Source organism: Devosia sp., from assembly GCF_028290435.1.
Taxonomy (GTDB): domain Bacteria; phylum Pseudomonadota; class Alphaproteobacteria; order Rhizobiales; family Devosiaceae; genus Devosia.
The window spans coordinates 26,919-50,398 of the sequence record NZ_JAQGJV010000091.1; the positions used below are offsets into that span (position 1 = coordinate 26,919).

Annotated in this window: 17 protein-coding genes and 1 pseudogene; 8 read left to right on the forward strand and 10 right to left on the reverse strand. The window is 61.5% G+C overall.

What is annotated here, in order from left to right:
• Window positions 1-44 precede the first annotated feature (44 nt).
• The 4 genes from JWP26_RS20345 to JWP26_RS20360 all read right to left on the reverse strand — a co-directional run bounded on the left by JWP26_RS20345 (window position 45) and on the right by JWP26_RS20360 (window position 4,688).
• Window positions 45-830, reverse strand: a complete 786-nt coding sequence (locus tag JWP26_RS20345) for an SDR family NAD(P)-dependent oxidoreductase (RefSeq protein WP_299732203.1) — start codon at window positions 828-830, stop codon at window positions 45-47.
• Between the two features lie 68 nt (window positions 831-898).
• Window positions 899-1,903 (reverse strand): ABC transporter substrate-binding protein, encoded by a 1,005-nt coding sequence (locus JWP26_RS20350; RefSeq protein WP_299732206.1) that lies wholly within the window; start codon window positions 1,901-1,903, stop codon window positions 899-901.
• A gap of 191 nt (window positions 1,904-2,094) precedes the next feature.
• Window positions 2,095-3,666, reverse strand: a complete 1,572-nt coding sequence (locus JWP26_RS20355) for an amidohydrolase family protein (RefSeq protein ID WP_299732209.1) — start codon at window positions 3,664-3,666, stop codon at window positions 2,095-2,097.
• Window positions 3,663-4,688 (reverse strand): nitrilase-related carbon-nitrogen hydrolase, encoded by a 1,026-nt coding sequence (locus JWP26_RS20360; RefSeq protein ID WP_299732212.1) that lies wholly within the window; start codon window positions 4,686-4,688, stop codon window positions 3,663-3,665. The genes JWP26_RS20355 and JWP26_RS20360 overlap by 4 nt, the downstream gene beginning before the upstream one ends.
• A gap of 183 nt (window positions 4,689-4,871) precedes the next feature.
• Between JWP26_RS20360 and JWP26_RS20365 the strand changes: the two genes are divergently transcribed.
• Both JWP26_RS20365 and JWP26_RS22445 read left to right on the forward strand, forming a co-directional pair.
• Window positions 4,872-5,564 (forward strand): GntR family transcriptional regulator, encoded by a 693-nt coding sequence (locus JWP26_RS20365; protein WP_299732215.1) that lies wholly within the window; start codon window positions 4,872-4,874, stop codon window positions 5,562-5,564.
• Window positions 5,565-5,889: 325 nt separating this feature from the next.
• The gene (locus JWP26_RS22445; RefSeq protein WP_367184186.1) at window positions 5,890-6,243 is read left to right on the forward strand and encodes an MFS transporter; all 354 of its coding nucleotides are present in this window, start codon (window positions 5,890-5,892) and stop codon (window positions 6,241-6,243) included.
• Here the strand turns inward: JWP26_RS22445 and JWP26_RS20370 are convergent.
• Together JWP26_RS20370 and JWP26_RS20375 are read right to left on the reverse strand one after the other, a co-directional pair.
• Window positions 6,164-7,090, reverse strand: coding sequence for a dihydrodipicolinate synthase family protein (locus JWP26_RS20370; RefSeq protein ID WP_299732218.1), 927 nt, complete (start codon window positions 7,088-7,090; stop codon window positions 6,164-6,166). The genes JWP26_RS22445 and JWP26_RS20370 overlap by 80 nt on opposite strands.
• Window positions 7,091-7,154: 64 nt before the next feature.
• Window positions 7,155-8,135, reverse strand: a complete 981-nt coding sequence (locus tag JWP26_RS20375; protein ID WP_299732221.1) for an ABC transporter substrate-binding protein — start codon at window positions 8,133-8,135, stop codon at window positions 7,155-7,157.
• A 149-nt stretch (window positions 8,136-8,284) separates the two neighbouring features.
• Here JWP26_RS20375 and JWP26_RS20380 point away from each other — a divergent pair, with 149 nt between their 5' ends.
• A complete protein-coding gene (locus JWP26_RS20380; RefSeq protein ID WP_299732224.1) occupies window positions 8,285-9,469 on the forward strand; it encodes a M20 aminoacylase family protein in 1,185 nt (394 codons plus the stop codon).
• A 65-nt stretch (window positions 9,470-9,534) separates the two neighbouring features.
• Here JWP26_RS20380 and JWP26_RS20385 read toward each other — a convergent pair whose 3' ends face one another.
• Both JWP26_RS20385 and JWP26_RS20390 read right to left on the reverse strand, forming a co-directional pair.
• Complete coding sequence (locus JWP26_RS20385; protein WP_299732227.1) at window positions 9,535-10,302, reverse strand: ABC transporter permease; 768 nt, start codon at window positions 10,300-10,302, stop codon at window positions 9,535-9,537.
• Window positions 10,299-11,144: an ABC transporter ATP-binding protein gene (locus JWP26_RS20390; protein WP_299732230.1), complete on the reverse strand. Its 846-nt coding sequence runs from the start codon at window positions 11,142-11,144 to the stop codon at window positions 10,299-10,301. Before JWP26_RS20390 ends, JWP26_RS20385 begins: the two co-directional genes overlap by 4 nt.
• A 226-nt stretch (window positions 11,145-11,370) precedes the next feature.
• On the opposite strand from JWP26_RS20390, the gene JWP26_RS20395 reads away from it, so the two are divergent.
• From JWP26_RS20395 to JWP26_RS20410, 4 genes and pseudogenes are all read left to right on the forward strand, one after another.
• Window positions 11,371-12,045, forward strand: a complete 675-nt coding sequence (locus tag JWP26_RS20395) for an SDR family oxidoreductase (protein ID WP_299732233.1) — start codon at window positions 11,371-11,373, stop codon at window positions 12,043-12,045.
• A gap of 18 nt (window positions 12,046-12,063) precedes the next feature.
• The gene (locus JWP26_RS20400; protein ID WP_299732236.1) at window positions 12,064-12,747 is read left to right on the forward strand and encodes an SDR family NAD(P)-dependent oxidoreductase; all 684 of its coding nucleotides are present in this window, start codon (window positions 12,064-12,066) and stop codon (window positions 12,745-12,747) included.
• Window positions 12,748-12,807: 60 nt separating this feature from the next.
• Entirely contained in the window at window positions 12,808-13,914 is a 1,107-nt protein-coding gene (locus tag JWP26_RS20405) for a serine hydrolase (protein ID WP_299732239.1), read from the forward strand.
• Window positions 13,915-14,123: 209 nt separating this feature from the next.
• Window positions 14,124-15,222, forward strand: a pseudogene (locus tag JWP26_RS20410) (IS30 family transposase); the annotation flags it as partial.
• Between the two features lie 476 nt (window positions 15,223-15,698).
• On the opposite strand, the gene JWP26_RS20415 reads toward JWP26_RS20410, so the two are convergent.
• Window positions 15,699-16,457 (reverse strand): transporter substrate-binding domain-containing protein, encoded by a 759-nt coding sequence (locus JWP26_RS20415; RefSeq protein ID WP_299732248.1) that lies wholly within the window; start codon window positions 16,455-16,457, stop codon window positions 15,699-15,701.
• Window positions 16,458-16,733: 276 nt separating this feature from the next.
• Here JWP26_RS20415 and JWP26_RS20420 point away from each other — a divergent pair, with 276 nt between their 5' ends.
• On the forward strand, window positions 16,734-18,968 hold the full coding sequence (locus JWP26_RS20420) for an EAL domain-containing protein (protein ID WP_299732242.1): 2,235 nt from the start codon (window positions 16,734-16,736) through the stop codon (window positions 18,966-18,968).
• Window positions 18,969-19,736: 768 nt separating this feature from the next.
• Here JWP26_RS20420 and JWP26_RS20425 read toward each other — a convergent pair.
• The coding region (locus tag JWP26_RS20425; RefSeq protein WP_299732245.1) for an Ig-like domain-containing protein at window positions 19,737-23,480 on the reverse strand (3,744 nt) is incomplete at its 5' end.

Sequence of the window (23,480 nt, forward strand, 5' to 3'; positions counted from 1 at the left end):
TTTCGGCTCATCTCCCTGGTGCCCGAAGGCAAATGTAATGCCGCTCAGACCGAACGGATGGCGCCGCCGTCGACACGCACAAGGCTGCCCGTGACATAGCCGGCCGGCACCCCGGCCAAGAAGGCCGCAACCGCGCCAAATTCCTCCACCGTGCCATAGCGGCCGGCCGGGATTGTCGCCGCTGATTCACGGCCGATGTCCGCAACACTTCGCCCGCTGCGCTGTGCTGCCGCGGCATCGAGAGTCTCGGTGCGCGCAGTGGCGATCCGCCCGGGCAACAGCACATTGACAGTGACGCCATCCGGCGCGACTTCACCAGCCAGCGTCTTCATGAACCCGACCAGCGTCGAACGCAGGGCATTGGACACAGGCAGATGGGGAATGGGTTGGACCACGCCGCTGGACGCGATGGTCAGGATACGGCCCCACTGGCGCTCGCGCATGCCCTTGACCAGCTCGATCGTCAGCGCCAGCACCGGCTTGACCATGCGGTCGAACTGAATGGCGACATCGTCAGCGCTGGTGACGGAGGGCAGGCCGGGCGGCGGGCCGCCGGTATTATTGACCAGGATATCGACCGGACCATTGAGCAGCGCCGCATCGATGATCCGGCGCGGCGCATCGGCATCGGCCAGATCGGCCGGCGCCAGAAAGCAACGGATGCGGTGCTCAGCCGGCAGGGCGTCGCGAGCCGCGCTCAACCGCTCCGGCGAGCGGGCGCTCAGCGTCACGCATGCGCCCTCGGCAAGCAGGGCGCGGGCGGTGGCGAGACCCAGCCCCTGGCTGGCGCCCAGAACCAATGCATGCTTGTCGGCTAGTCCCAAATCCATTGGTCGTTCCTAAATAGGCTGAAAGACGGTCGGGTGGTGCCGGCCGGCACCACCCGACCCATTTGGACTTACTCGGTTGGCAGATAGCTGCCGTTGTAGATCGAGTCTGGCGTCAGGCCCGGCTTCATGCCACTGTACTTTTCCAGCAGCGAGATGGTTAGCGCCACGTCGGCGGGTGCAACCCAGCCATAGGGCTTACCCTCTGAAGCGGCGGTGTGCTCGTATTTGGGCATCACGGCCATCTCGGCCTTGATGCCGTCTTCACTGGAGTCGGGACGCGCTTCCATGAAGATCGCCAGCGCACCGGCCGGATCGGCCGCGGTATCAGCCTTGCCTTTTTCAAGCGCCGCGAGGAAACCCTTCACCTGCGCTTCGTGGCTGGCCAAGTAATCCTTACGCAGAATGACGCTCGAACCCAGCACGTTCACGCCATAGTCGGCAAACACGATTGGCGGATTGATCGGCGCCATCGCAGCGATCTTGTCGCCATCCGGATTGGCCCAGCCGCTAATGAAGTCGACGTCGCCCTTGAGCAATGCAACCCGATCGCCGCCGCCGCCAATGGTGATGATTTCGACCTTACTCAGGTCCACGTCCGTGGCTTCCGCAAAGGCCTTGATCATCGAGTCTTCGAACCCGCCGGCGTCGATGCCGAGGCGCTTGCCTTCGATATCCTTGGGCGCCTTGATGCCTGAAGTCTCGAGCGCAATGATCGAGCTGGGGTCTTTCTGCAGCAAGCCCGCAACGGCAATGATGGTGTCGGCGCCCGCCGCCTGCTGGGCCTGGGCCAAAGCCCCGAGTCCCGCAATGCCGATCTGGAAGTCGCCAGAACCGATTGCAGAGATCGTACCCGTCGAGCCATTGCCGTCGACGATCTCGACGTCGAGCCCCGCATCCTTGAAATACCCCTTGGACGCCGCAACGAACAGGGGCACGTCGACGCCACCAGCGATCCAGGCAAGGCGCAGGCTAACCTTTTCGAGATTCTGTGCGGCAGCTTGCGACAGGCTCGTTGCGCTGAGCAGCGCGACACTCAAGAGCGGCACAAAAGCGCGCATCAAACTGTGTTTCATTTGTTTCCCCGTAATGGCCATTTCTTGTCTGGCATTCTGACGGTATGCCAAGGGAATATCAGAAGTCAATTGACTTGTCGTATTGCTGGGCATGTCAAAAATGGTGGTCAAAAAATGGGCACAATGGCAAGGGCATCACGGTGACGTATTTTATAACCCTTTGAAATTGCTGACTAACAAATTTGTCGCAGTTATCGCCCGTTCAGTTTGTACCAGGGCTCCGTCGGCTCAAGCGTCCAGTCGCGGTAAAAGTTTTCTAGATGCGGCAGTAGGCGGCGCGACAAACTGGCACGAGCCAACTCGTCCGGACGCGCTGGCCGGTTGAGGTCGGCGGCGAGCCTGGCCATGGTCTCGTCGCGGTCGACAAAGGTGAACTTGCCTTCGCGATAGACGATACGCCCATCGATCATGGTGGCCGTTACGTGCTCGCTCTTGGCCCGGTGAATCAGGACCTGCAAAGGCGAGGTGTCAGTGGAAGTAAAGGGCGCCGTCATCTTGCGGTAATCCAGAACGACGAGATCGGCTCGCTTGCCGACTGCGAGGCTGCCGATTTCGTCGCCGAAGCCGATCGATCGCGCGCCGTTCTCCGTGGCCATGCGGAAGATCTGCGCTGGCGTCAGCGGCTTTTCGTACAGCCCGGGCACCGCGTGCAGATGCTTGACCAGTCGCATTTCCTGCAGCATGTCGCGGTCATCATTGAGACCGGCTTCGTCGATCCCCAGCGACACCGGAATGCCGCGCCGGACAAATTCCGTGACCGGCGCGATGCCGCTGCGCAAACGCAAATTGGAGCTGGCATTGTGGCAGATGCAAACGCCGTGGCGGTGGATCAGGTCGAGGTCGCCCTCGCTGACCCAAGTGCCGTGCCCCAGGGTCAGGTGCGACCCGAGAAAGCCGATATCGGCCAGATGGGCCACCGATGACTTGCCGAAGCGCCGGCGCGAGAACTCCTTCTGGTATAGCGTCTCCGACAGGTGCAAGTGGACGCCCATGCCATATTTGTTGGCCCACTCGCTGGTGAGCGTCAGCAAGCGGTCCGATGCACGCTCCAGGTTGATCGGCGCGAGCCATAGGCGCACCAGCGGATCGGCTTTGCCGCCGAATTGCTCGAGCATGGGCACCAGGTAGTCGGTTTCGAAATCTTCCAGACGAAAATGATGCCGCGCCATGGCCGCCCGCGCGTCGGCTGCGAGGTCTGGCGGCAGCGTGGCAATGAAGATATCGTCTTCTGCATAGACCAGCCGGTGCTGGTCGCGATTGCAGAATGCGTAGCTGACGCGCAGGCCGATATCGCGATAGGCGGCGAGCACTGCACGTGCTTCGTCGGGCCAGGCGCTTACGGGCGCGGGACGCATGCGACCCAGATGCTGGACCGCCGTTACGCCCGAGGCGATGTGCTCGAACGCCGAATACAGCGTATCGAGGTAGGGATCGACGGTGCGATGGCGCATCTGGTGGGTCAGCCAGAGTTCCAGGGGCAAATCCGGACTACCCATCTGGATCGGCGTCATGCCGATATGATGGTGACCGTCGACCAGCCCCGGAATGACCAGGCTGTCGGGCGAACCGACAACCTCGACATCGCCATGGCGCGCCGAGAGTTCAGCAAAGGGGCCGATCTCGGCAATCCGGCCATCCACTTGCAGGATGGCGCCGTCGTTCAGGGTTTCGACACTGTCGTCGTCGATCGCCCGCAGCAGCAGGTGGCGACCGCGGACGAGGGATCGCCCGGCGGGCGTCCCCAATGCCCCTGAAGCGATCATTGCGGGCGCAGGATGCCGGCCTTGGTGGCGTTGGCAAGCGCCTGGTTATGGACCGGCACCAGGTCGGCAGCGGTTTCGATCGGCTGGTCGGCAAGGGCGTTGGCGGGGTAGAGTTCCGCCGCCTCGAAGTACGATTTGTACATCGCCATGCGTGTTCGCAGCAGGCCATTGCCCATGCCGGTATCGCGACGCGCCCGCTGCAGGGCGTCCACGTCGATTACGGCGCTGCAGGCAATGCTTTCCTTGTCGCCGTGCTCAAATGCTACGTAATTGCCGTTGTAGTCCACGATCTGGGAATGGCCGCCGCGCTCGGTGTCCGAGAAGCCGATGCTGCCGGAAATATTTGTGCTGATCAGGTAGCACATGTTTTCAGCGGCACGGCAAATCTTGGCAGCGTCAGCACGAGCATTGGCGGGCTCGTTGGACGGGTGGAGCAGAATTTCAGCGCCGCGGAGCATGAACACACGCGACAGTTCCGGTACCGCCACTTCGCCGCAGGGGAAGATCGCCATGCGGCCCAGCTCGGTATCGACCACCGGGAAAATGCCGTCCTCGCCATAAGCCTCGCGGTATTGGTCGAGGATATCATGAGGAGAGGTCCAGCTCGCGGTGTTGATACGGCGGTAGCGCAGGATCACCTCGCCTTTCGGGCCGAGCAGGAAGGACGAGTTGAAATACCGGTCCGGCCACTTCGGATCGACCTCGAAGTGGTTGCCCGCGATATAGATTTTGAATTTCCGCGCGATGTTGGCCAGCCGATCGGTGATCGGACCGGGAATGCTGGCGCAGGCACGCTCGATCCATTCGCTGACCGGGGCGGCGCGGGGCGGACCCTGGAAAGCAAATTCAGGCAGGACAACCAGCTTTGGTGGCGTCGGGCCAGAGCAGGCCTCATCGATCTTGGCGATGGCATTGACCAGGTTGGCCTCGATGATCGCCCATGTCTCGGCCTTGGTCGTGGCGTTGCTCGCCACTTTGCTGTCGATCTGGATGCATGTGGCGCGCCAGGGGGTGATGGCCATGTCGGTCTCCGCTAAGTGGGCGATTGCAATAATTGGTGTTCCAATGGAATACCAATGGCACGCGACGGTCAAGCTGGTCATTATGGCTAATAAATATGATTATAATAATCATATTATATCGCTGCGCTGTTGACATTTGGTATATCGATGGTCTACCGGCAGGAGGAAGCGAGGACCAAGGTCTTGAACGTCACAATGGAAGTCGTGGTCCCGGACCGCGCGATAAGCGTTACTGGCGATGTCAGCCTCAGTGACTTTGCCTACAAGCAAATTCTCGAGCTTCTGCTCTCGGGGCGGTTACAGGCCGGCGCGGTGCTGCAGGAGCGCAAGCTGGCGGAGATGCTTTCGATCTCGCGAACCCCGGTGCGTGAAGCGCTCGGCCGCCTGGAAGCCGAGTCGCTGGTCTCTCGCCGACATGGCCGCATGCTTGTGGTCGCCGACGTCAGTGTCGAAAGTTATGTCAACCTGCTCGATATGAGACGCATTCTCGAGGTAGAGGCCGCAGCCCGCGCCACGGGCCGGCTTTCGGCCGACACGGCGCAGGCAGTCATGAAGGCCATCGATGATCTGGTGCATGTCAGCGAGATCACGGCGGCCCATCACTGGGCGGTCGATGAAATGGTGCATGGCACCATCGCCGAGGCGGCCGGAAATCCCTTGGTGGTTGCAACCATCCGCGACTTGCGGCGCCGTACCCACTTGTTCAACACATCGCGCATTCCCCATCGGCTGCTGTCTGGTGCGTCCGAACACATGGACCTTCTGAACGCTGTCGCGGGAAGCGATCCCGAACTGTCGCGACGCCTCATGGGCGAGCATCTCGATCACGTGCGCGACGCCATCATCGATTTCATTCTGGGCCGACGCCGCTCTTGATCGCGAGGCCCAACATGACCACAATGGGCTCCGCTGATACGGCGTCACTCGATGCACGCAACGAAAAGCTGGTAATCTACTCGGTATTGCTGGCGCTATTCATGGCGGCCCTGGAGGAGACCATCGTCGGGCCGGCCATGGGGATATCTCCGGGGCACTTGGCGGCGGCGAGATGCTGGCCTGGTCCCCACAGCATACCTGCTGGCCGCGACGGCTTCGTCCCCGATTCTTGGCGCCATCGCCGATCTGCGCGGCCGCAAGACGGCGCTGCTGATCCGCGTGGGGCTGTTCCTGATGGGCTCGACGCTGGCCCACAAACCTCACCATGCTGGTGGCTGCGCGTCTGGTGCAGGGCGCTGGCGCGGGCGGCTTGACCACCCTGTCCTTCGTCGTGATTTCCGACCGCGTGCCAATGTACCGCCGGGCGAGCTACAGCGCCTACATTTCCACCATTTATGCGGTGGCTAGCGTGTTTGGACCGATCGCGGGCCCCAATGTGGACAATATCGGTTGTCGCGGCCGGACTGCTCAGCATCTGCGGATTGGCACTGTCCTGCCTGCCATCGCGCGCCCTCGAAGGCTACGTGAAAAAGGGCTGATCACGCTAGTTCGGCCAGCCGCTTTCGCTGGCGAGAGATCATGCGTTCGACTTCGGCAATGGCTGTCGGCGCAAGAATGAGCCCAGGCATTCGCTGGGTGGCGCTTTTGATGGCTCCGCGCTTGACCAGCACGTGCTTGCGCACAGCCAGGCCAATGCCGGGCTGCTGCTCGTACCGCACCAGCGGCAGATAGGCCTCGAAGATATCCTGGGCCCGGTCATGCTCGCCTGATGCCATCAGCCGGCAGACATCCACCATCATCTCGGGGTAGCCGAAGCCCGTCATCGCCCCATCGGCGCCACGCGCCATCTCCTCGGGCAGGAAAATGCCACCGTTGCCGCAGAGGATGGAAATCCGACGGCGACCCTTGGCCTCGGCCTCCCGCAGTGCGCTGATCTTGGCCAGCCCCGGCCAATCTTCGTGCTTGAGCATGACAATGCTGGGATTGGCTTCGATGGTCTGGCCCAATGCGACGGTGCTGATCTGCACGCCGGTCGATAGCGGAAAATCCTGTAGCACGATCGGCACGTCGGCGCCGATCGTGGTGACGACCTGGGCATAATAGGTGATGATCTGCTCGTTGGTGCGCAGCGTCGGCGGCGGCGCCACCATGACGCCGGCGGCGCCCATGTCCATAGCGGCGTTGCTCAGCTCGCCAATGGCGGCCAGCCCCACCGCAGAAACACCAACGACGACAGGTCTGTCGCCAGCGCGTTTCAGGGTCAGACGCGTCACCTCCATGGCTTCCGCCTGGGTCAGCTTGGGCGCTTCACCCATCATGCCCAGAATGGTCAGGCCGTCGGCGCCGCTCTCGAAATAGAAATCGGTGACGCTGTCGATGCTGGCCGTGTCGATGGCGCCGGTTTCGGTGAAAGGGGTCACTGCGATGACGAAGACGCCATCGCTGTCGGCGGTGATAAGGGGCATGGCAAATCCGATGAATCAAAAGGAGGGCGCCGCCGCAGGAAAAAACCGGCGGCGCCGAAATGTGTTACTGGGCCGCGGGAACGTAGACGATGTCTGCAGCCTTCAGGTCGTTGGTCTTGCCATTGGACTTGTTGACGATTTCGATGTTGTGGTCGACGCGCGCCATATCCCAGACGTAGCCGTTTTTCTTGAACACGTCGTTGTTGAAGGCGAAATCCATGGCGAACGGAACCGCTGCCACCTGGGTATCTCGCACCATGCCTTCGACCTGGTCGGTGATGGCGTCGATGGTGGCTTCGGGATTGGCCCGCGCGGCGTCGTATGAGCACTCGACGGCCTTGGCGAAGCGCGCGACGAGCCCCGGGTTCTTGGCGATCATCGCGTCCGAAGTGAACACCGAGGCGTTGTAGATGTCGAGTTTGTCGCCATAAAGGATCGAGCGAACCGACATGCCGGCAGCGCTGGCGATGGAGTTGAGCTGGACCGCAGACGTGATTGTGCTGGCCAGGGAATCGATCTGGTGCTGCAGTAACAGCCCGTTCAGCGCCGAGCCTTCCGCGGTGATCTGTTCGACCTTGGAATAGTCGCCGCCGTCCAGTTCCACGCCCAGCGGCAGGAACTGCATGGCGGAGTTCCCCACGGACGAGCCGACCGAATGGCCTACGAGATCCTTAAGGGTCTTGATCGGGCTGTCGTCGAGCACTGCCAGGGCCATGGGAGAAACCGCAACGATCGGCACGATGGCCTTGATCGGCGCCTGGCTCTCGGCGATCGCGCCGATGATGACGCCAAGATCTGTCACCGAGAAGTCGGCCGCGCCGCTGGAAACCTTGGTGACGGCGTCGGCCGCGCCATAGCCGCGCGAAATGGTGACGTTGATGTCCTGGTCGGTGAAGCATCCCTTCTCGACCCCATAATAATAGGCCGCCGAAGTGCCGCCCGGCGTCCAGTCCAGCTGAAACGCAACATCATCTGCGGCAAAGGCGGTCCCAGCCTGCAGAACCAGAGCCAGCGCGGCAAGCGCGCCCAGCGGCTTCGCCATCATGGTAGTTCCCTTCCTGTCCAACATTGCTTGTTTGCAAGTGGCATACCAATAGAATACCGTGGGTGTGTCGTCCAGCGCCTATCGTATGGGCGAGCCGCATTATCGCCCGTTTATTCCTCAGATGGGCCAAGTAAGAAAAGGAACCGCCAATGGAGATGGAAAAAATTCTGGCTGCACTGCGTCGGCATGGGCCCGAGATGGTGGCCTTCCGCCATGATCTGCACATGCACCCTGAGACCTGTTACGAGGAGCACCGCACTGCAGCCAAGGTACTGGAAAAACTGAACGAATGGGGCATCGAAGCCACCACCGGCATTGCCGGCACCGGTATCGTCGCGGTGATCCGAGGCAGTCGTCCCGGCAACCGCGCTATTGGACTGCGAGCCGATATGGACGCGCTCAACATGGTTGAGTCCAATACCTTCGCGCACCGGTCGACCTACCCGAACAAGATGCATGGCTGCGGCCATGACGGGCACACCACCATGCTGCTGGGCGCGGCCCGCTATCTCAAGAACAACCCCGATTTTGCCGGCACGGTGAACTGCTTTTTCCAACCGGCCGAGGAAGGCGGCGCTGGCGGGCTGCGCATGATCGAAGAAGGTCTGTTCCAGCGCTTCCCCTGCGACAGCGTCTATTCGCTACACAACAAGCCAGGCATCCCCGTTGGCAAGTTCGTCACCCGTTCAGGCCCTCAACTGGCCTGCGCCGATAGCTGGACCGTGACGTTCCAGGGCACGGGCGGGCATGGCGGCGCGCCGGAAAAGTCGACCGATACAACGATCCCCTTGGCGCAGTTCATCCTAGGCATCCAGACCATTATCGCGCGCAACGTGCCCGCGCTCGAATCGGCGGTGCTCAGCATCGGCACGGTCCATGGCGGGCTCAGCTTTAACGTCATGCCGAGCGAGATCGTCGTCACCGGCACTACGCGCTGCCACAAGCCGGAAATTCGCGACCTGCTGGAAAAGCGCCTCACCGAAATTGCCCAGGGTGCCGCCGCGATGAGCCACTGCACCGTCGTGATCGACTACCAGCGCGGCTACCCGCCGCTGATCAACACGCGGGCCGAGACCGACAAGGCGATCGCCGCTGCCGCCGCAGTCGTGGGCATCGAGAATGTCGACGGCGACAATCCGCCGATCAACGCTGCCGACGACTTTGCCTACATGTTGCGCGAGCGCCCCGGCTGCAATGTGATGATGGGCAATGGCGACGGACCGCAGTGGAAAAACAACCACATGCCCGGCTACGATTTCAATGACGAAGCCATCCCCTTTGGGTCGGCCTACTGGATCTCGATCGTCAACGAGGAACTCAACCAGCCGGCCTGACGACAAAACCCATCAGACGAAAAAAGCGGGTCCAGCGACCCGCCTTTTTTTGTTTGCCGCGCGGGTCAGTGACCGGCGACCCGCCGGATGGACCAGGGAAAAACCATACGATGCAGTAGGTTGATGCCCTCATAGAGCAGCACGCTGATGATGGCGAGCATGACCACGCAGGCCATGGCAGTGGGAATGGCGAATTGGGCCGTCGATGAGGTGACGAGGAAGCCGAGGCCCTTATTGGCATTGACGAACTCGGCCACCACGGCGCCGACAACCGCCACCGTAACGCCGATGCGCAGCCCGCCGAAAATAAAGGTCACGGCGTGGGGCAGCCGCACGGTGATGATCTCGGCCAGCGGCGAAGCGCCGGCGACGCGGGCTAGGTCCAGCATTTCCTCGGGTGTATCGAGGATACCGGTGGCGGTCGCCACCATGATCGGGAAGAACGCGATCAACGTGACGATGATTAGCCGTGCGGTCATGTCGGTCCCGAAGACCACGACGAGAATTGGGGCAATGGCCACGATGGGAATGGCGTTGAGGAACACGATCAACGGATAGATTGCTTCCGACGTCAAACGATTGACCGAAACTAGGACGCCAAGCGGAATGCCGACAAGGCAGGACAGGGCGAAGCCGATCAGGATCGTGGTCAGCGTTTCCAGCGTATTGGAGAACAGGGCCGGACCGAGCCGAGCGCCGCCTCTGACGATCTCGAGGGGCGAGGGCATCAGATAGACGGGGATGGCGAAGACCCAGCTCGCGATCTGCCACAGCGCCAGGAACAGGATGAAAGCGACGAGGGGCAGGACGATGCGGCGCTGCGTGGCGGTCATCGGGTGATCTCCCTTTTGGCGCGGGGTCCAAAGATGTCGTCGCGGATACGCTTGGAATAGTCGAGGAACGCAGGCACCGCGGCGGTTTCGTGTGAGCGTGGCTTGGCAATGTCGATATCGATCAAGTCCTGCAATCGACCCGGGCGGGCCGACATGACCGCTACCCGATCTGACAGCAGCACGGCCTCGCTGATCGAATGGGTGACCAGCAGGATGGTTTTTCTGGTGCTGGCATGAATATCGAGCAGGTCAAGCTGCAAATCCTCTCGCGTCAACGCGTCGAGCGCTCCAAACGGTTCGTCCATCAGCAATATCTTGGGATCGAGAATGAGGCTGCGGGCGATAGCGGCGCGCTGCTGCATGCCGCCCGACAATTCATTGGGCATGCTTTCAGCCATGTCGGCCAGACCGACGAGGTCAAGCAGTTCCATGGCGCGGGTCCGGTCGGCGGCCGTCACTCGACGCAGCACCCTTACGGGATAGAGAACATTGTTGATTACGCTCGACCACGGCAGCAGCGTCGGGCGCTGGAATACGATCGCCACCTCGGAAAACCCGCGCGCCCTGGCACCGCCACCGATCCAGATGTCGCCGCTTGTGGGCTTGAGCAATCCGGCCAGCATGCGCACTACGGTCGACTTGCCGCAGCCGGACGGCCCGCACAGGGAGAAGATTTCTTCCTTGTTGATAGTCAGGTTGAAGTCGTCAACCGCGACCACTGGGTCACCACGCTTTGTTTGGAAAGTCACGCCGACATGGGCCAGTTCGATCAGCGGCTTCTGCTCCGCTGCTGATGCGGTGGCGGCAAGCGCAGCGTTCGGCATTTCGGGAACTGCGAGCATTGGATGGCGCCTCGTATCGACTTGAACTGATACGCTCCACGAGTGGAGCATCTTTTTTGGTATACCAAATGTAGACCGAACTTGCCAAGGCGTTTGCATCGTTCGCGAGTAAAAGCAGAACTTGAGCAGATTTCCTAAAAACTGATCTGGAACAGCTTGCATGCCTTACGGTCAACGGTATACCAACGATACACCGATCCTGGCAACGCACTCGGATTTCTCGCCAATGCCAACAATTTTGATCTCGGGCGCCAATCGCGGCATCGGTCTGGAGCTGGCGCGGCAGTTCGCTGCGGACGGCTGGAAAGTGTTGGGCACAGCGCGTGACCCCGACGGAGCCGGCGACCTCAAGGCGCTCGGCGCCTCGGTGCTGCCGCTGCAAGTGACCGAGCAGACATCGATTGACGCGCTTGCCCAGACTCTTGCGAACGAACCCATTGACGTGCTGATCGCCAATGCAGGGATTGCCATCAATCTGGCTGCCAAGCCGGCGGAGGTGACGCGGGCAGACTTCCTCAAGGTTGTCGCGACCAATACCTTCGCGCCGCTGGCGCTGGCTGCCGCGATCAAACCCAACCTGCTGGCCGGACAGATGCGGATTGCCACGGCGATGTCGAGCCTGATGAGCTCCATCAGCGCCAATGATTGGGCCACGCAATACACGTACCGCGCTTCCAAGACCGGGCTGAACGCGGTGTGGTCGGCGTTGGCGCTGGAATGGGCGCCGCTGGGCATCACCTGCGCATTGCTGCGGCCCGGCATGGTCGCGACGCAGATGACCGATTTCAAAGGTATCGACGTCCGCGACAGCGTTGCCGGGATGAAGGGCGTGGTCGAGCAGCTGACGCCGGCCGATGCGGGCCGCATCATTGGCTATGACGGCACCGATGTGCCGTGGTGACGGTTTAGGGGATCCAAGATGCCAAGTGTTTTGATTACCGGCGCCAATCGGGGTATCGGGCTGGAGTTTGCCCGCCAATATACCGCCGCCGGCTGGCAGGTCATCGCCGCCAACCGCACACCCTTCGCGCCGAAGGACTTTGCCAGCCTGGGCTACGATATCGTCGAGTTCCGCTATGACGCCATGGATGACAAGAGCGCTGCCGCCATGGCTGGCCGGCTCGGTGGACGGCCGATCGATGTGGTCATCATCAATGCCGGCATCAGCCCTGACGAGGATTTGCCGCCCGAGGCGATCACGCCCGAGCATTGGCAAAAGATCATGCTGACCAACACCTTTGCGCCGCTTCACCTGGCGAGCCTGCTCGAGCCCAATCTGCGTGCGGGCGACGGCAAGGTGCTCGCCGCCATATCAAGCCTCGCGGCTTCGGCGACCTTGTACAAGCTGCCGCGGCAATTCGCCTATCGTGCCTCCAAGGCCGCCCTCAACCAGGTGCTGCGCAATCTTTCGATCGACTGGCGCGACTGGGGCTGCATGACGGTTGCCCTGCGGCCGGGGCGCGTTCAGACGCGCATGAGCGGGTTTGCCGGAGACCTGACGCCGGAACAGTCGGTGAGCGGCATGCGCGAAGTGATCGCCAGCCTGACGCCAACCACGAGCGGGCTGCATTACGGCTACGATTGCCAGGTGGTGCCCTGGTAGGCACCGTATCGGGAGACAGGCGCCATGGCGGACTGGACAGGACTGGATGGCGTCGTCGCAATGGCGATTGCCGAACACCGCATCGTCGGCAGCGTCATCCGTATCTGCAAGGATGGGCAGCTCGTCTACGCCAACACAGCCGGATTGCATGACCGCGAGGCGGGTATCGCAATGCGGGACGACGCAATTTTTCGCCTTGCCTCATTCACCAAACCCCTGGTTGCCGCCACTGCCCTGGCGATGATCGAGAAAGGCCTGTTGCGCCTGGATCAGCCGGTCACTGATGTCCTGGACTATTTCACGCCGGCGCTGACGGACGGATCACGGCCGATGATCACCATGGCGCATCTATTGACCCATACCGGCGGGATCGGCGCGGGCGGCCCGGCCTTCGACAAGGCCGGCGTCTCAGGCGGCATGAGCGATACCGACCTTTCCCTCCACGACAACTTGCGCCGCCTCGCGACCGTGCCGCTCGTACACACCCCCGGTGAAGGATGGGTCTACGGCAAGGGCATGGACGTGATGGGTGGTGTGCTGGCCTCCATCCATGGCGGTTCGCTCGACGACGCCGTCTGCCATTATGTAACGGGCCCGCTTGGTCTGTCGGATACCGGGTTTTTCGTATCCGATGCGAGCCGCCTTGGCCCGGCCTACGCCGACAACCCGGGCGGCGCACCGACGCGCATGACGGGCTCGACCTTCGTACCCGGCCGCGGCGGCAGCGGCGGCGTGACGTTTTTCCCCGACCGCGTCTTCAATCCGCGATCGTTCCAATCCGGCGGGTCCGGCGGTGTGGGCACTGCCGCCGACTTCATGGCTTTCCTCGAAACCCTGCGCACGGGCGGTGGCAGCATCCTGTCGCCAGCGACCATGGCGATGGCCACCCAAAACCAGATCGGCTCCGTGGTGCGCGAACCCGGCAGCGCCTTCTGCTTTGTCGCGGCGCTCGTCACCGATCCGAAAGCGGCCGATACCCCGCAACCGCCAGGCACCTATGAATGGGGCGGCATCTATGGCCACCGCTGGTTCGTGGATCCCATCAACAAATTGTCCGTGGTCATGATGAGCAACACCGCCAACGAATGTTGCAGCGGACCATTCCCAAAAGCTGTACGCAACGCAATCTACGCCGACCTCCGTATCGAGCCCAAACCGCCGTCGTAATAGAACGACCGCTTGCCCTCATCCTTCATCGCCAAGCCCTCGAAGAATAACACGTAACCACCGAGGGGCAGCTCTTGCAGCAATGACTCGGTGGGTTCAACCGATCGTCGCAACACCTTTAATTTGAGAGGATGAGAGGTTCCGGATGGTCACGTCACGGGTCTGTTTACCGCCGAACAGAGGCTGAGCGATGGAAGCGATGGAAGCGATGGAAGCGATGGAAGCAGGGTCAGAGCATTTCGTCGATCTCGCAAGCGCTGGAGCGCAGGACCAAAGGCGGTGTTCAGCGGATCGTATCTGTCCATGGCGGCATTGCTCCGTCAGCCAGGCTTAGAGCGGCTTGGACGCTCGAGTTGGGGAGCGCGAGGAGATCTCTCGCGGGATTGCGGCAGGTCTTGCCATCCCGCGCAATTGCTCGAAATCTCGGGCGATCCCAATCGACGATATTTTGGGAGATCGCGCGCAACGGCGGTGCACAGGCGTATCGTGCAACTCGTGATGACAAGCAGGCTTGGGAGCGCGCGCGGCGGCCGAAGCGATGTCGCCTGGCATGCTCTGGGCGGCTGCGATGGCTGGTGGCGCAAAAGCTGGCGCTGCAATGGTCGCCGGAGCAGGTAGCGGGCTGGCTGAGGCGAGAATACCCAGGCGATCCATGCACGCGGATATCTCATGAAGCGATCTATCGCAGTCTGTTCATCCAGTCGCGCGGTGTGCTCAGGAAGGAACTGACAGGCCATCTGCACCAGACGGCAAATGCGTCTCGCCAAGGAGGCGTGGAGCCGAACCGGGCTAGGACAAATTCTTGATATGATCTCCATCCGCGAGCGACCCGCCGAGGCAGAGGATCGCGCCATTCCAGGCCATTGGGAAGGTGATCTGCTCGCCGGTGCCAACGACACCAACATCGTCACCTTTGTCGAGCGACACTGCCGGTTCACGATGCTTGTGAAGCTGGCGAGAAGGGACTCGGCGACCGTGGTGGCCGCTCTCGCCGAGAGGATCGGCACATTCCCCGAAGAGTTGCCGCGCTCGTTGAAATGGGACCAAGGTAAGGAGATGGCTCGCCATAGGAGCTTCACCATCGCAACCGACCTGCAGGTCTACTTCTGCGATCCGCGCAGTCCCTGGCAACGCGGCACCAACGAAAACACCAACGGCCTGCTCAGGTAGTATTTCCCGAGCGCAACAAATTTCTCCCAGGTCTCCCAGGCCCAACTCGACGATGTCGCTTTGCGGCTCAACCAGAGACCGCGAAAAACCCTGGACTTCGAAGCGCCGGCCGATAGGCTGCATAAGGTGTTACAGTGAGCGGTTGAACCCACCACCCGAAAGTGGCCTTGCCGCTTCTGACCCCACACCGTCCATTGCCGCCTCGCGGGCCCGAACGTCCGCTATTGGCAGCGCTCCTCTATAACTGTCATTCGGCTAACGGCCCCTACCCTGTCGTTGGCGATCAAATCTGCAATGGCGGAAACGGGGCGGGAAGCGGAAGGGCGGGCTTTCGGGCGTGGTTTCGCCAGAAGCCGCCGCCCAACCTTTTCTCTAACTTGCATGTTCAGCGATTAGACCCCCAACCCTCGATTCGAGCACGACGACGGCCTCCACGTCGAAGATCATGGGGTTGATTGCTAGCTCGGCACATGGAAGCAGGGTCAGCGCCGGTAGTAGGAGCACGCTCGATGAAGGGCAAGCTACGGGTACCCCCGCCAGGTAGGGCCACACTCGGAGGCATGCAGCAGTGCCGAACAGTGTTCAAACCGAGTCTCGCCGCTGAGTATATTCTGTTAGCGAATGGGGAACGGAAAGTACTTTGCATTGATCATGTTATATGTGCCGTCTTGGCCAATTACGTCCAATGCGCCATTGAACTCGCCTAGTAAGATGACATCGTCTTTCCTCAAGGCGATGCCGGCGCCGTCTCCGAAATAGGTGGGGTCCTTGATATCGGCTCCCCGGAACTCGCAGCAATCACCGGCTTTCGTATTGGTCAGCCAGTCATACGCCGCAAGCTTGTCTTCAAGAATGACGTCGACCTTCCCGTCGGCAAGGCCTTGATAGAGTTCGGGTGACGAGCCGAAAACCACGATGGAAGCATCGCCGTAAAAGTGCTGCGCAAAGGCTTCCTGCGCGGTCGCCAGGGTCACGCCCAAGCGTTGGCCGCTTAGGTCCTGTGGGGCGAACGCCTGGATAGGCGAAGTCTTGCCTGTGATGAATATGGTGGGACTTTCATAGTACCTCGCAGTGAAGGCCACCTTTTCGCGGCGCTCGGCGCTCATGGACATCGAGGAGACTATCGCGTCGTATTGGCTGTTGAGCAGGCCGGGGATCATATCGTCCCAAGCGTGGACGACCAATTCGCAGGGCGAGTGCATGGCATCGCACAATGCCCTTGCAATCTCCACGTCGAAGCCCTGCAGTTCACCGTTGGAGTCCAGGTAGTTGAACGGCGGGAACTTGCCTTCGACCGCAATCTTAATAGTTCGACCTTCGGCTTGTGCATCCTGCGCCCCGAAGCCGATCGTAGCCGTGGCAATAGTTAGCATGACCGTGATAAGAAAACGAGGGCCTGTCAATTGCATCTCCCATGACCGAGTAGTCCGACTGCAGACACTGGCTGCAACGATGTAGGGAAACACGAAAAGCAGAATTTTGCCCTTACGCGGCCGGTTAACTTGCGCCTCTTTGTAACAATGGATTGGTAATTGTTTTAGTGGATCGTTGCTGCCACATCCTGCCCATGGCCAATTACCCCATTGCCCCGCCACAAGTCTATTTGGACCTCTTCCGGCACACTAACGTCCCTCATCGCCGTAGGTGGCTTGATCACGATTGGCCTCGTGCTGGCGTCAGCGGTGTGGGCAAGCCGAGAGAGCGACCTGGCAGCGCTAGATCGTCAGCGGCAGTTGGTCAATGGTCGTTTGGACAGCCAGATTCAAAGTGTCGCCTACGAACTCGGGCTGATGGCCAACGGGTATGCAATCACTATCAATGGCGTGTCCAGCTCGGGAGACCTCGACGCTTTCGATAGCATGGCGTTCGGAGACATCATGACCTCGGTTTTCAAGTACGACGAGGCGTTCGTCGTCTGGTCCGATGGCGAAATAGCGATCAAGAGCGATAGTGAAACCGCGAACCGCTACGAATGGATCAAGCCACTGCTCATGCCAATGTTGCAGCGCTCGGTTCAAGCCGAGGCTTTGGCAACTCCAAAAGATGGCAGTACCAAAACATCGGACTCCGTCGAACTCATGCGACTGCAGGGGCGGCCATCGATCGCCGGAATAGTACCGATCCACAATGTCGGCCAGTCAGTGCGAGGGCGGCCTCTTTTCCTGATCGCCTACCGCTATCTCGATGGGTCCGCATTGGATGCGCTGAGCCGCGATCAAGGGCTCAACGGCGTCCGCTTCGCTCGAAGCTCTGATCCGGAAGCCAACGAAGTCACGTTTCAGATCGAAGCAACAGCGACCAATGAGCCGATCGGTTTTATCATCTGGACGCCTGAGCTCCCCGGATCCAAGGTCGTCGTCAGCATGATGCCGGCGCTGACGATCTCGGCGCTGATCATTTCGATCCTGCTCGGTGGGCTGGTCTTCTTACTGCGCAAGACGCTGGCCGAGCTGCAGGACAGCGAACAAAAGGCACGGCACCAGTCACTGCACGACATCCTGACCGATCTGCCCAATCGGGCATTGTTCGCCCAGCGGCTAGAGGACACAATCTCTCAACATGATACCGGCGCTCCTCCTGCCATCGTGGCGCTGATTGATCTGGACAAGTTCAAGGCTGTTAATGACACTCTTGGGCATGCAGCCGGAGATGAACTGATCAAGTCGGTTGCGAGCCGAATAAGTATTCTAGTGGGCGGGGTAGACACGCTGGCCCGTCTTGGCGGCGACGAATTCGCATTGCTGCTCCCCCATATGCCCGAAAGAAACGCGTCCTATCTTGAGCTGTGCAATCGGATCGTGGACGAAATCAGCCAACCATTTTCGCTGCAGGGCGGGCGCGCCAGTGCACATATCGGCTGCTCGATCGGCATCACCATCATTTCGGCGTCATCCCAGACGGCAAGCGGGGTCTTGCATGCAGCGGATGTCGCACTCTACGAGGCCAAGTCATCTGGGCGAGGCCGCTGTGTCGAATATGCCGATAACATGGATGCAAGCGCAAAGCTTCGCGAAGGGCTGAAACGCGACCTCCGGGACTTCCTTGATGGTGTCGACACAATCGAGGTTGAGTCCCCCAACCGGCCGGCCGTAATCCCTGCCTTTGGTCTCGAAGTGTTCTATCAAACGATTCATCGCGCCGACGACGCCGACCGGATTTCAGGCGCTGAAGCCCTTGTCCGGTGGCGGCACGAGACAATGGGATTGCTGACACCCGACAAATTCATTTCGCTCGCCGAGGACAGCGGCCTCATCCATCGATTGGGTATATTCGTTCTGATGAAGGCATGTACCGCCGCGGCTTCCTGGCTCAACGGCGCTCTGTTATCCGTCAACGTCTCACCGACGCAATTACGCATACCCGGCTTCGCGGGTGAGGTGGTTCAGATTCTCCAGCGCAGCGGCCTTCCGCCATCGCGCCTCGAACTTGAGGTCACGGAGACTGCGCTGATGGGCGGCGATGAGGCGATCGTCAAGACTGCGCTTGCGCAGCTGCGTGAGCGCGGGGTCCAGATCGCTCTCGACGACTTCGGAACGGGATATTCTTCGCTGAGCCATCTCATCCAGTTCGGGATCGACCGGCTCAAGATCGATCGATCGTTCGTACGCCTTCTCGGCACGAGGGCCGACGGCGCCGCAATCGTCTCGGCGATTGTTGCCTTGAGCCAGAGCCTCGGTCTTGCCACCACTGCCGAGGGTGTTGAAACGCCAGGCCAGCGCGACTTCCTCACAGCGGCAGGATGCACCGATCTTCAGGGCTTCCTGTTCTCGCGGCCCCATCCAAAGCCCGACATGACCTATGGTATCGATAGTGATGCAATGATCGCGGAACCACTGCGCGCGGCCAATCAGATTGCGGCTACTTCCGCTCGCGACCTGATCTAATACGGCCGATAGCCAAGCTATCGCTCTGGATGACGGTCGCGTTGCCGCCGTTTGAAGCGAAGATGAATGGCGGCTTTTGAGGCTGCGCGCAGCAGCCCAGAATGACCGAAATGGGGTCGGAAGCGGTCACCAGCCAGCACGAGCCTGACTGCATTTGCGGGCCGTCGCAAAACTCTGAGGTCAAAGGCCGCGGGTACGAGTTAGGCGGATGCTGTCACGTCAGGTTTTAGGGCCAGTGCGTTGGTGTGACTTCTCCCGCCGTTTGCCCCTGATGTCATCGCGCTGGCATCGAGATAGTGACGCAGCGGCAGGGTATGCCCTGAAGTGACCGGGCAGCTGTGATGCAACCGCGTTGCACCCAGTCCTCTCCATTATCGCGATTACTCGCCAAGCGGCGCCAATGAGTCGGTCAACGATGGCCGAAACGGGTGGAAAACGGCCTGTCCGCTTTCAGCTACGAGGTCGGGAAAGCAGACGTCGACGGCCGGCAGTATCGGAGCCGGCAGCGGTTTATCTGCCTTTGGCCAAGAGGCGACCATGGCAGATGGTCAGGACCAGAGTTTCCGCGCACAACTGAGCTTTCGCTCCAACAGGGCTATTTTTGGCCCCACCGATCCGTTGGTTTTGTCGGTGATGGAGCGTCACTGATTACCTCCGCGGGCGCGTAAAAGCGACGCGTTCCGAACCGCGTATATGCGTATCCAGATTCACCGAGCGGCTCGCCAAATACTATCTAGCCGGCGCCCCTAGGTTCCGGGTTCCTTCCAACTATAGCGGCGCGCTGAGTTGCACCTTTGCATTTGTGCCTGTGCTGTCTGGCGTGCCGATACCGTCATAGCCCAGCGTCAGCCCGATATTGGCGGCGCCAGGCAGACGCAGGTCGATGCCCGCCTCGATGCGGCCGCGTGGGTCCTGCCATTGCAGGCCAGCGGTGGAATTGGCGATGGCCAGAATGCCCTCGAATTTGAAGTGGGTGTCCACCATCACCTGAGAGTCGGTCTGCAGATGCCAGGAGATGCCGGGGCCGATGGCGAGCTGGCCGGTGCCGCTGGTGACCGAGGGGATCGGCACGCCGAGGCTATCGATATAGGCGTCGCTGGTTTCCTCGAAATAGCTTAGCCGCGCGGCCGGACTGAAGGTGAAATCGCCATAGTCCCACTGCCCCTGCAGTGCCGCGCTGGCGAGCCAGCGGGTGGCGCCGAAACTGTCGGTATAGCTGCCATAAGGGCTGATTTCGTTGCTGGAGCGCCCGGCGGCAGCCAGCAGGTCGAGATAGAGATGGTCCGACAATCTTGCCGTGACGTAGGGACCTGCGAGCCAGCCCTTGCCCTCGATCCATCCAGCATCCACGCGGGAGGACTGGGTCATGAAATCGCCCTGTACGAAGCCACCGATGAGCAGATTGGGATTGGCCAGATAGTCCGCGCCGATAGCTACAAGCGCCGATTTGGCGGCGCTATCGGATCGATCCAACAGCGCAAACGTACTCTCCATCCAGATATCGAGCGGATTGGTCGCCTGGTTGCCGGTCATCTGATCGATTGCCGCAAGGCTGATCGCCGCAGCCAGCGGCTGGCTTTCGATGATCCCGGGCAGATAGCCCATCAGCGCCGAAACCGGATTACCGCCAGCCGGCAACACACCATTCAGTCGGTCGATGCGGCGCTGCCCGTCGGGCTGGTTGGTCATGATCAAGTTGGCGCGATTGGCGATGAAGTCGTCGATCAGCGCCGTGGTGTGTTCGCGCGCGGCGGTGGTCTGAAAGGTACAGAGCACGCTCTGGCCAGCCCTCAGATCGACATCGACCTGGCCCCGCGATACGTCCACCGCAACGCCCGGATCGGTACAGGCAATGTCGGTCAGGGCCAGACCCGCCTGCCGCATATCCTGCGCCCGGATGCTGTAGCGCGCTGCCGGCAAGTCCACCGCGGGACTCTGTCCCAAGCCGCCTGATGTAGCCACGACCAGATTAAGCGCCAATGTCGCCGAGGAAAAGCCGAACTGCCCGTCGGTACCGTCCGTGCTGACCGCGATGGCGATGCTGCCCTGGCTGCCGACAACGCTCAGGTGGTAGGTCTGGTCGGCGCTGAACGGCCCGAGACCGGTGCTGCCATCGACCGCACGCAGCACGACATCGAAGGCACCGGCTGTCGGCGGCACGCCGTTGAACTGGCGCAGCGCCGGGTCAAAGCTCAGCCAGCCCGGCAGCGCGCCGATGACCTGATAGCTGAAATTGCCATTGCCGCCCGAGGCTGGGTCGACCGTGGCGGAATAGGCAGTGCCGGCAACTGCCGCTGGCAAGACAGTCGCCGGCAGGACCACCGACGCCGGAGGCGCGACGGTGATGGTAACCGTCGCCGGAGCGGAGGCCAGCACCCCATTGACGGCCTCGTAGGTAAAGCTGTCGGCACCGGCAAAGTTCGCGTCCGGCTGATAGCTGATGGTCAACCCGTTCACCGTGGCGACGCCATTGGCCGGAGGCGTGACGATGCCGACGCCGGTCACGGGCCCCATCAGGGTCAGCGTCACCTGCGCGCTTGCACTACCGAACGGCACGGTGAGAGCGGCCGGCCCAGCGACGGGCGCCACCGCCCCGACATCGATATTCACTGTCACCACATTGGAGTCGGCATTGCCGTCATTGGCCTTGTAGGTGAAACTGGTCGAGCCACTGAACCCCGCATTGGGCGTGAAAACGAACGCCCCATTCGCATTGAGTATCAGCGCGCCGCCTGCCGAACCGGTCACCAGGATCGCCGTCAGGCTGTCGCCATTCGCATCGGTGTCGTTGCCGAGCAGACCAGGCGCGGCCACGGTCAGGACGCTGTCCTGGTTGATCTGGTAAGCATCGCCCGTCGCCACGGGCGGCTGCTGCGCTGGCGGCTGGACCACGATCTGGAACGATTGAACGGCGCTGTAAGGCCCGGTGCCAGTGCTGCTGTCGGCAACGGACACTGTGAAACTGTAAGGACCGGCGGCGCTCGGAGTGCCGGACAATACGCCGAGCGGACTCAGGCTGATACCGGCTGGCAACCCGCCGCCGTCGGCAAAGCTATAGGGCGCCGTGCCGCCAGTGGGCGCCGGGAGCGATATAGCCCCATAGGCCTGTCCCGGATGGGCATCGGGCAAGGTGGCTGTGTTGAAGACGATGGCCGCGGCAGCGATGGTGCCCGAGACCGCGTTCGCCATGGAGGCGCCGAGATCATCGGTGACGCTGACGCTGTAGCTGAATGGACCACCGGCGGTTGGCGTTCCGGCCACCGTACCGGTCGAGGTGTCGATACCAGTGCCTGGGGGCAAGACACCCGAGGCCAATGTATAGACATAAGTTGCCTGCCCGCCCGAAGCGGAGTTGAGCTGACTGAAGGCGATACCGACCGTGTTGCCGCTTGATGCGGACGAGAGGAGGCCCAGCGTCGGCGACGTTACCGTCAGTGCGTAAGTTGCCGTTGCCAGTTCGTTGATCCCGGCTGCGGCGGCCTGGGTGGCGGTGATGGTAGCGGTGCCGGCACTGATGGTGGTGATGGCGCCGGCGGCATCGACGGCGGCAACGCCAGGATCGGAACTGGCATAGCTGATGGCGCCGGCACCCGGCACCGCGATGGTCGAAGTGGCCGCATTGGTCAGCGTCCCGCCGAACAGTACGCTGGCGCTGCCGGGCGTCGCGAAGGTCAACACGGGCGCGTCGCGATACTCGAATTTGCTGGCGGCGCTGGTCGCACTGGTGGCGGGGCCGACACTCACGGTGACGTCGACGATGCCTGCCGCATGGGCGGGCGTGGTCACCGTCAGGCTGGTGGTTGAGGCATTGGTGACGGTTGCCTGACTGCCGCCGAAGCTGACGGTATTATTGGCGGCGACCGGATCGAAATCGGTACCGGAAATCACCACGGACGTGCCGCCAGCCGGTCGTCCGGCAGCGATATCGAGCCCGGTGATGGCCGGCGGGTTGATAATGGTGACCAGAAAGTCTGTGGAGGATTTTCGGCTGCCGAGCGTGCGGTCCGCGACGGAGCCGGTCACGGTAAATATGCCAGCCTGAGTGGGCGTGCCGCTAAACTCTCCCAATGCCGTGTTATAGCCCAGGCCGAGGCCGTAGAAGGCGTAAAAGTATGGCGGGCTGCCACCGGACCCGGCCAATGGGGTGAACCGGGCGGGCAAGCCGACAACCAAGGTGGGGATGGAATTCATCACAACTTGCACCACATCGGTGGGATCGGTCGCCGTGATGGGAGCAATGGCGCCACCGCCCGACAGTGTGACGCTGGGCGTAATGCTGGTGGCGGTAACACCGGTCATGGTGACATCAACCAGGATTTCGCTGCTATCCGTGTCGGCAGGGATCGGGGTTACGCTGGTGCAGATCAGGGTCGCGGTGGAACAGGTCCAATTGGCCGAGAAGAACTGTGTCGCGGCGGTGCCTGCGGGCAGGGTGAGCTGGAGTTGCAGAAGTCCGGACGTGTCGGCGTCGCCACTTTGTGGAGCGATGGTATAGCGCGTGGGTTCAGAGGT

What these genes read in the sequence shown, in the direction of transcription:
- JWP26_RS20380 (WP_299732224.1), top strand. Translation starts at nt 8,285, where the DNA reads ATGGAGATGGAAAAAATTCTGGCTGCACTGCGTCGGCATGGGCCCGAG.
- JWP26_RS20395 (WP_299732233.1), top strand. Translation starts at nt 11,371, where the DNA reads ATGCCAACAATTTTGATCTCGGGCGCCAATCGCGGCATCGGTCTGGAG.
- JWP26_RS20355 (WP_299732209.1), bottom strand. Translation starts at nt 3,666, where the DNA reads ATGATCGCTTCAGGGGCATTGGGGACGCCCGCCGGGCGATCCCTCGTC.
- JWP26_RS20375 (WP_299732221.1), bottom strand. Translation starts at nt 8,135, where the DNA reads ATGATGGCGAAGCCGCTGGGCGCGCTTGCCGCGCTGGCTCTGGTTCTG.
- JWP26_RS20405 (WP_299732239.1), top strand. Translation starts at nt 12,808, where the DNA reads ATGGCGATTGCCGAACACCGCATCGTCGGCAGCGTCATCCGTATCTGC.
- JWP26_RS20385 (WP_299732227.1), bottom strand. Translation starts at nt 10,302, where the DNA reads ATGACCGCCACGCAGCGCCGCATCGTCCTGCCCCTCGTCGCTTTCATC.
- JWP26_RS20400 (WP_299732236.1), top strand. Translation starts at nt 12,064, where the DNA reads ATGCCAAGTGTTTTGATTACCGGCGCCAATCGGGGTATCGGGCTGGAG.
- JWP26_RS20370 (WP_299732218.1), bottom strand. Translation starts at nt 7,090, where the DNA reads ATGCCCCTTATCACCGCCGACAGCGATGGCGTCTTCGTCATCGCAGTG.
- JWP26_RS20345 (WP_299732203.1), bottom strand. Translation starts at nt 830, where the DNA reads ATGGATTTGGGACTAGCCGACAAGCATGCATTGGTTCTGGGCGCCAGC.
- JWP26_RS22445 (WP_367184186.1), top strand. Translation starts at nt 5,890, where the DNA reads ATGCTGGTGGCTGCGCGTCTGGTGCAGGGCGCTGGCGCGGGCGGCTTG.
- JWP26_RS20390 (WP_299732230.1), bottom strand. Translation starts at nt 11,144, where the DNA reads ATGCTCGCAGTTCCCGAAATGCCGAACGCTGCGCTTGCCGCCACCGCA.
- JWP26_RS20350 (WP_299732206.1), bottom strand. Translation starts at nt 1,903, where the DNA reads ATGAAACACAGTTTGATGCGCGCTTTTGTGCCGCTCTTGAGTGTCGCG.
- JWP26_RS20360 (WP_299732212.1), bottom strand. Translation starts at nt 4,688, where the DNA reads ATGGCCATCACCCCCTGGCGCGCCACATGCATCCAGATCGACAGCAAA.
- JWP26_RS20415 (WP_299732248.1), bottom strand. Translation starts at nt 16,457, where the DNA reads ATGCTAACTATTGCCACGGCTACGATCGGCTTCGGGGCGCAGGATGCA.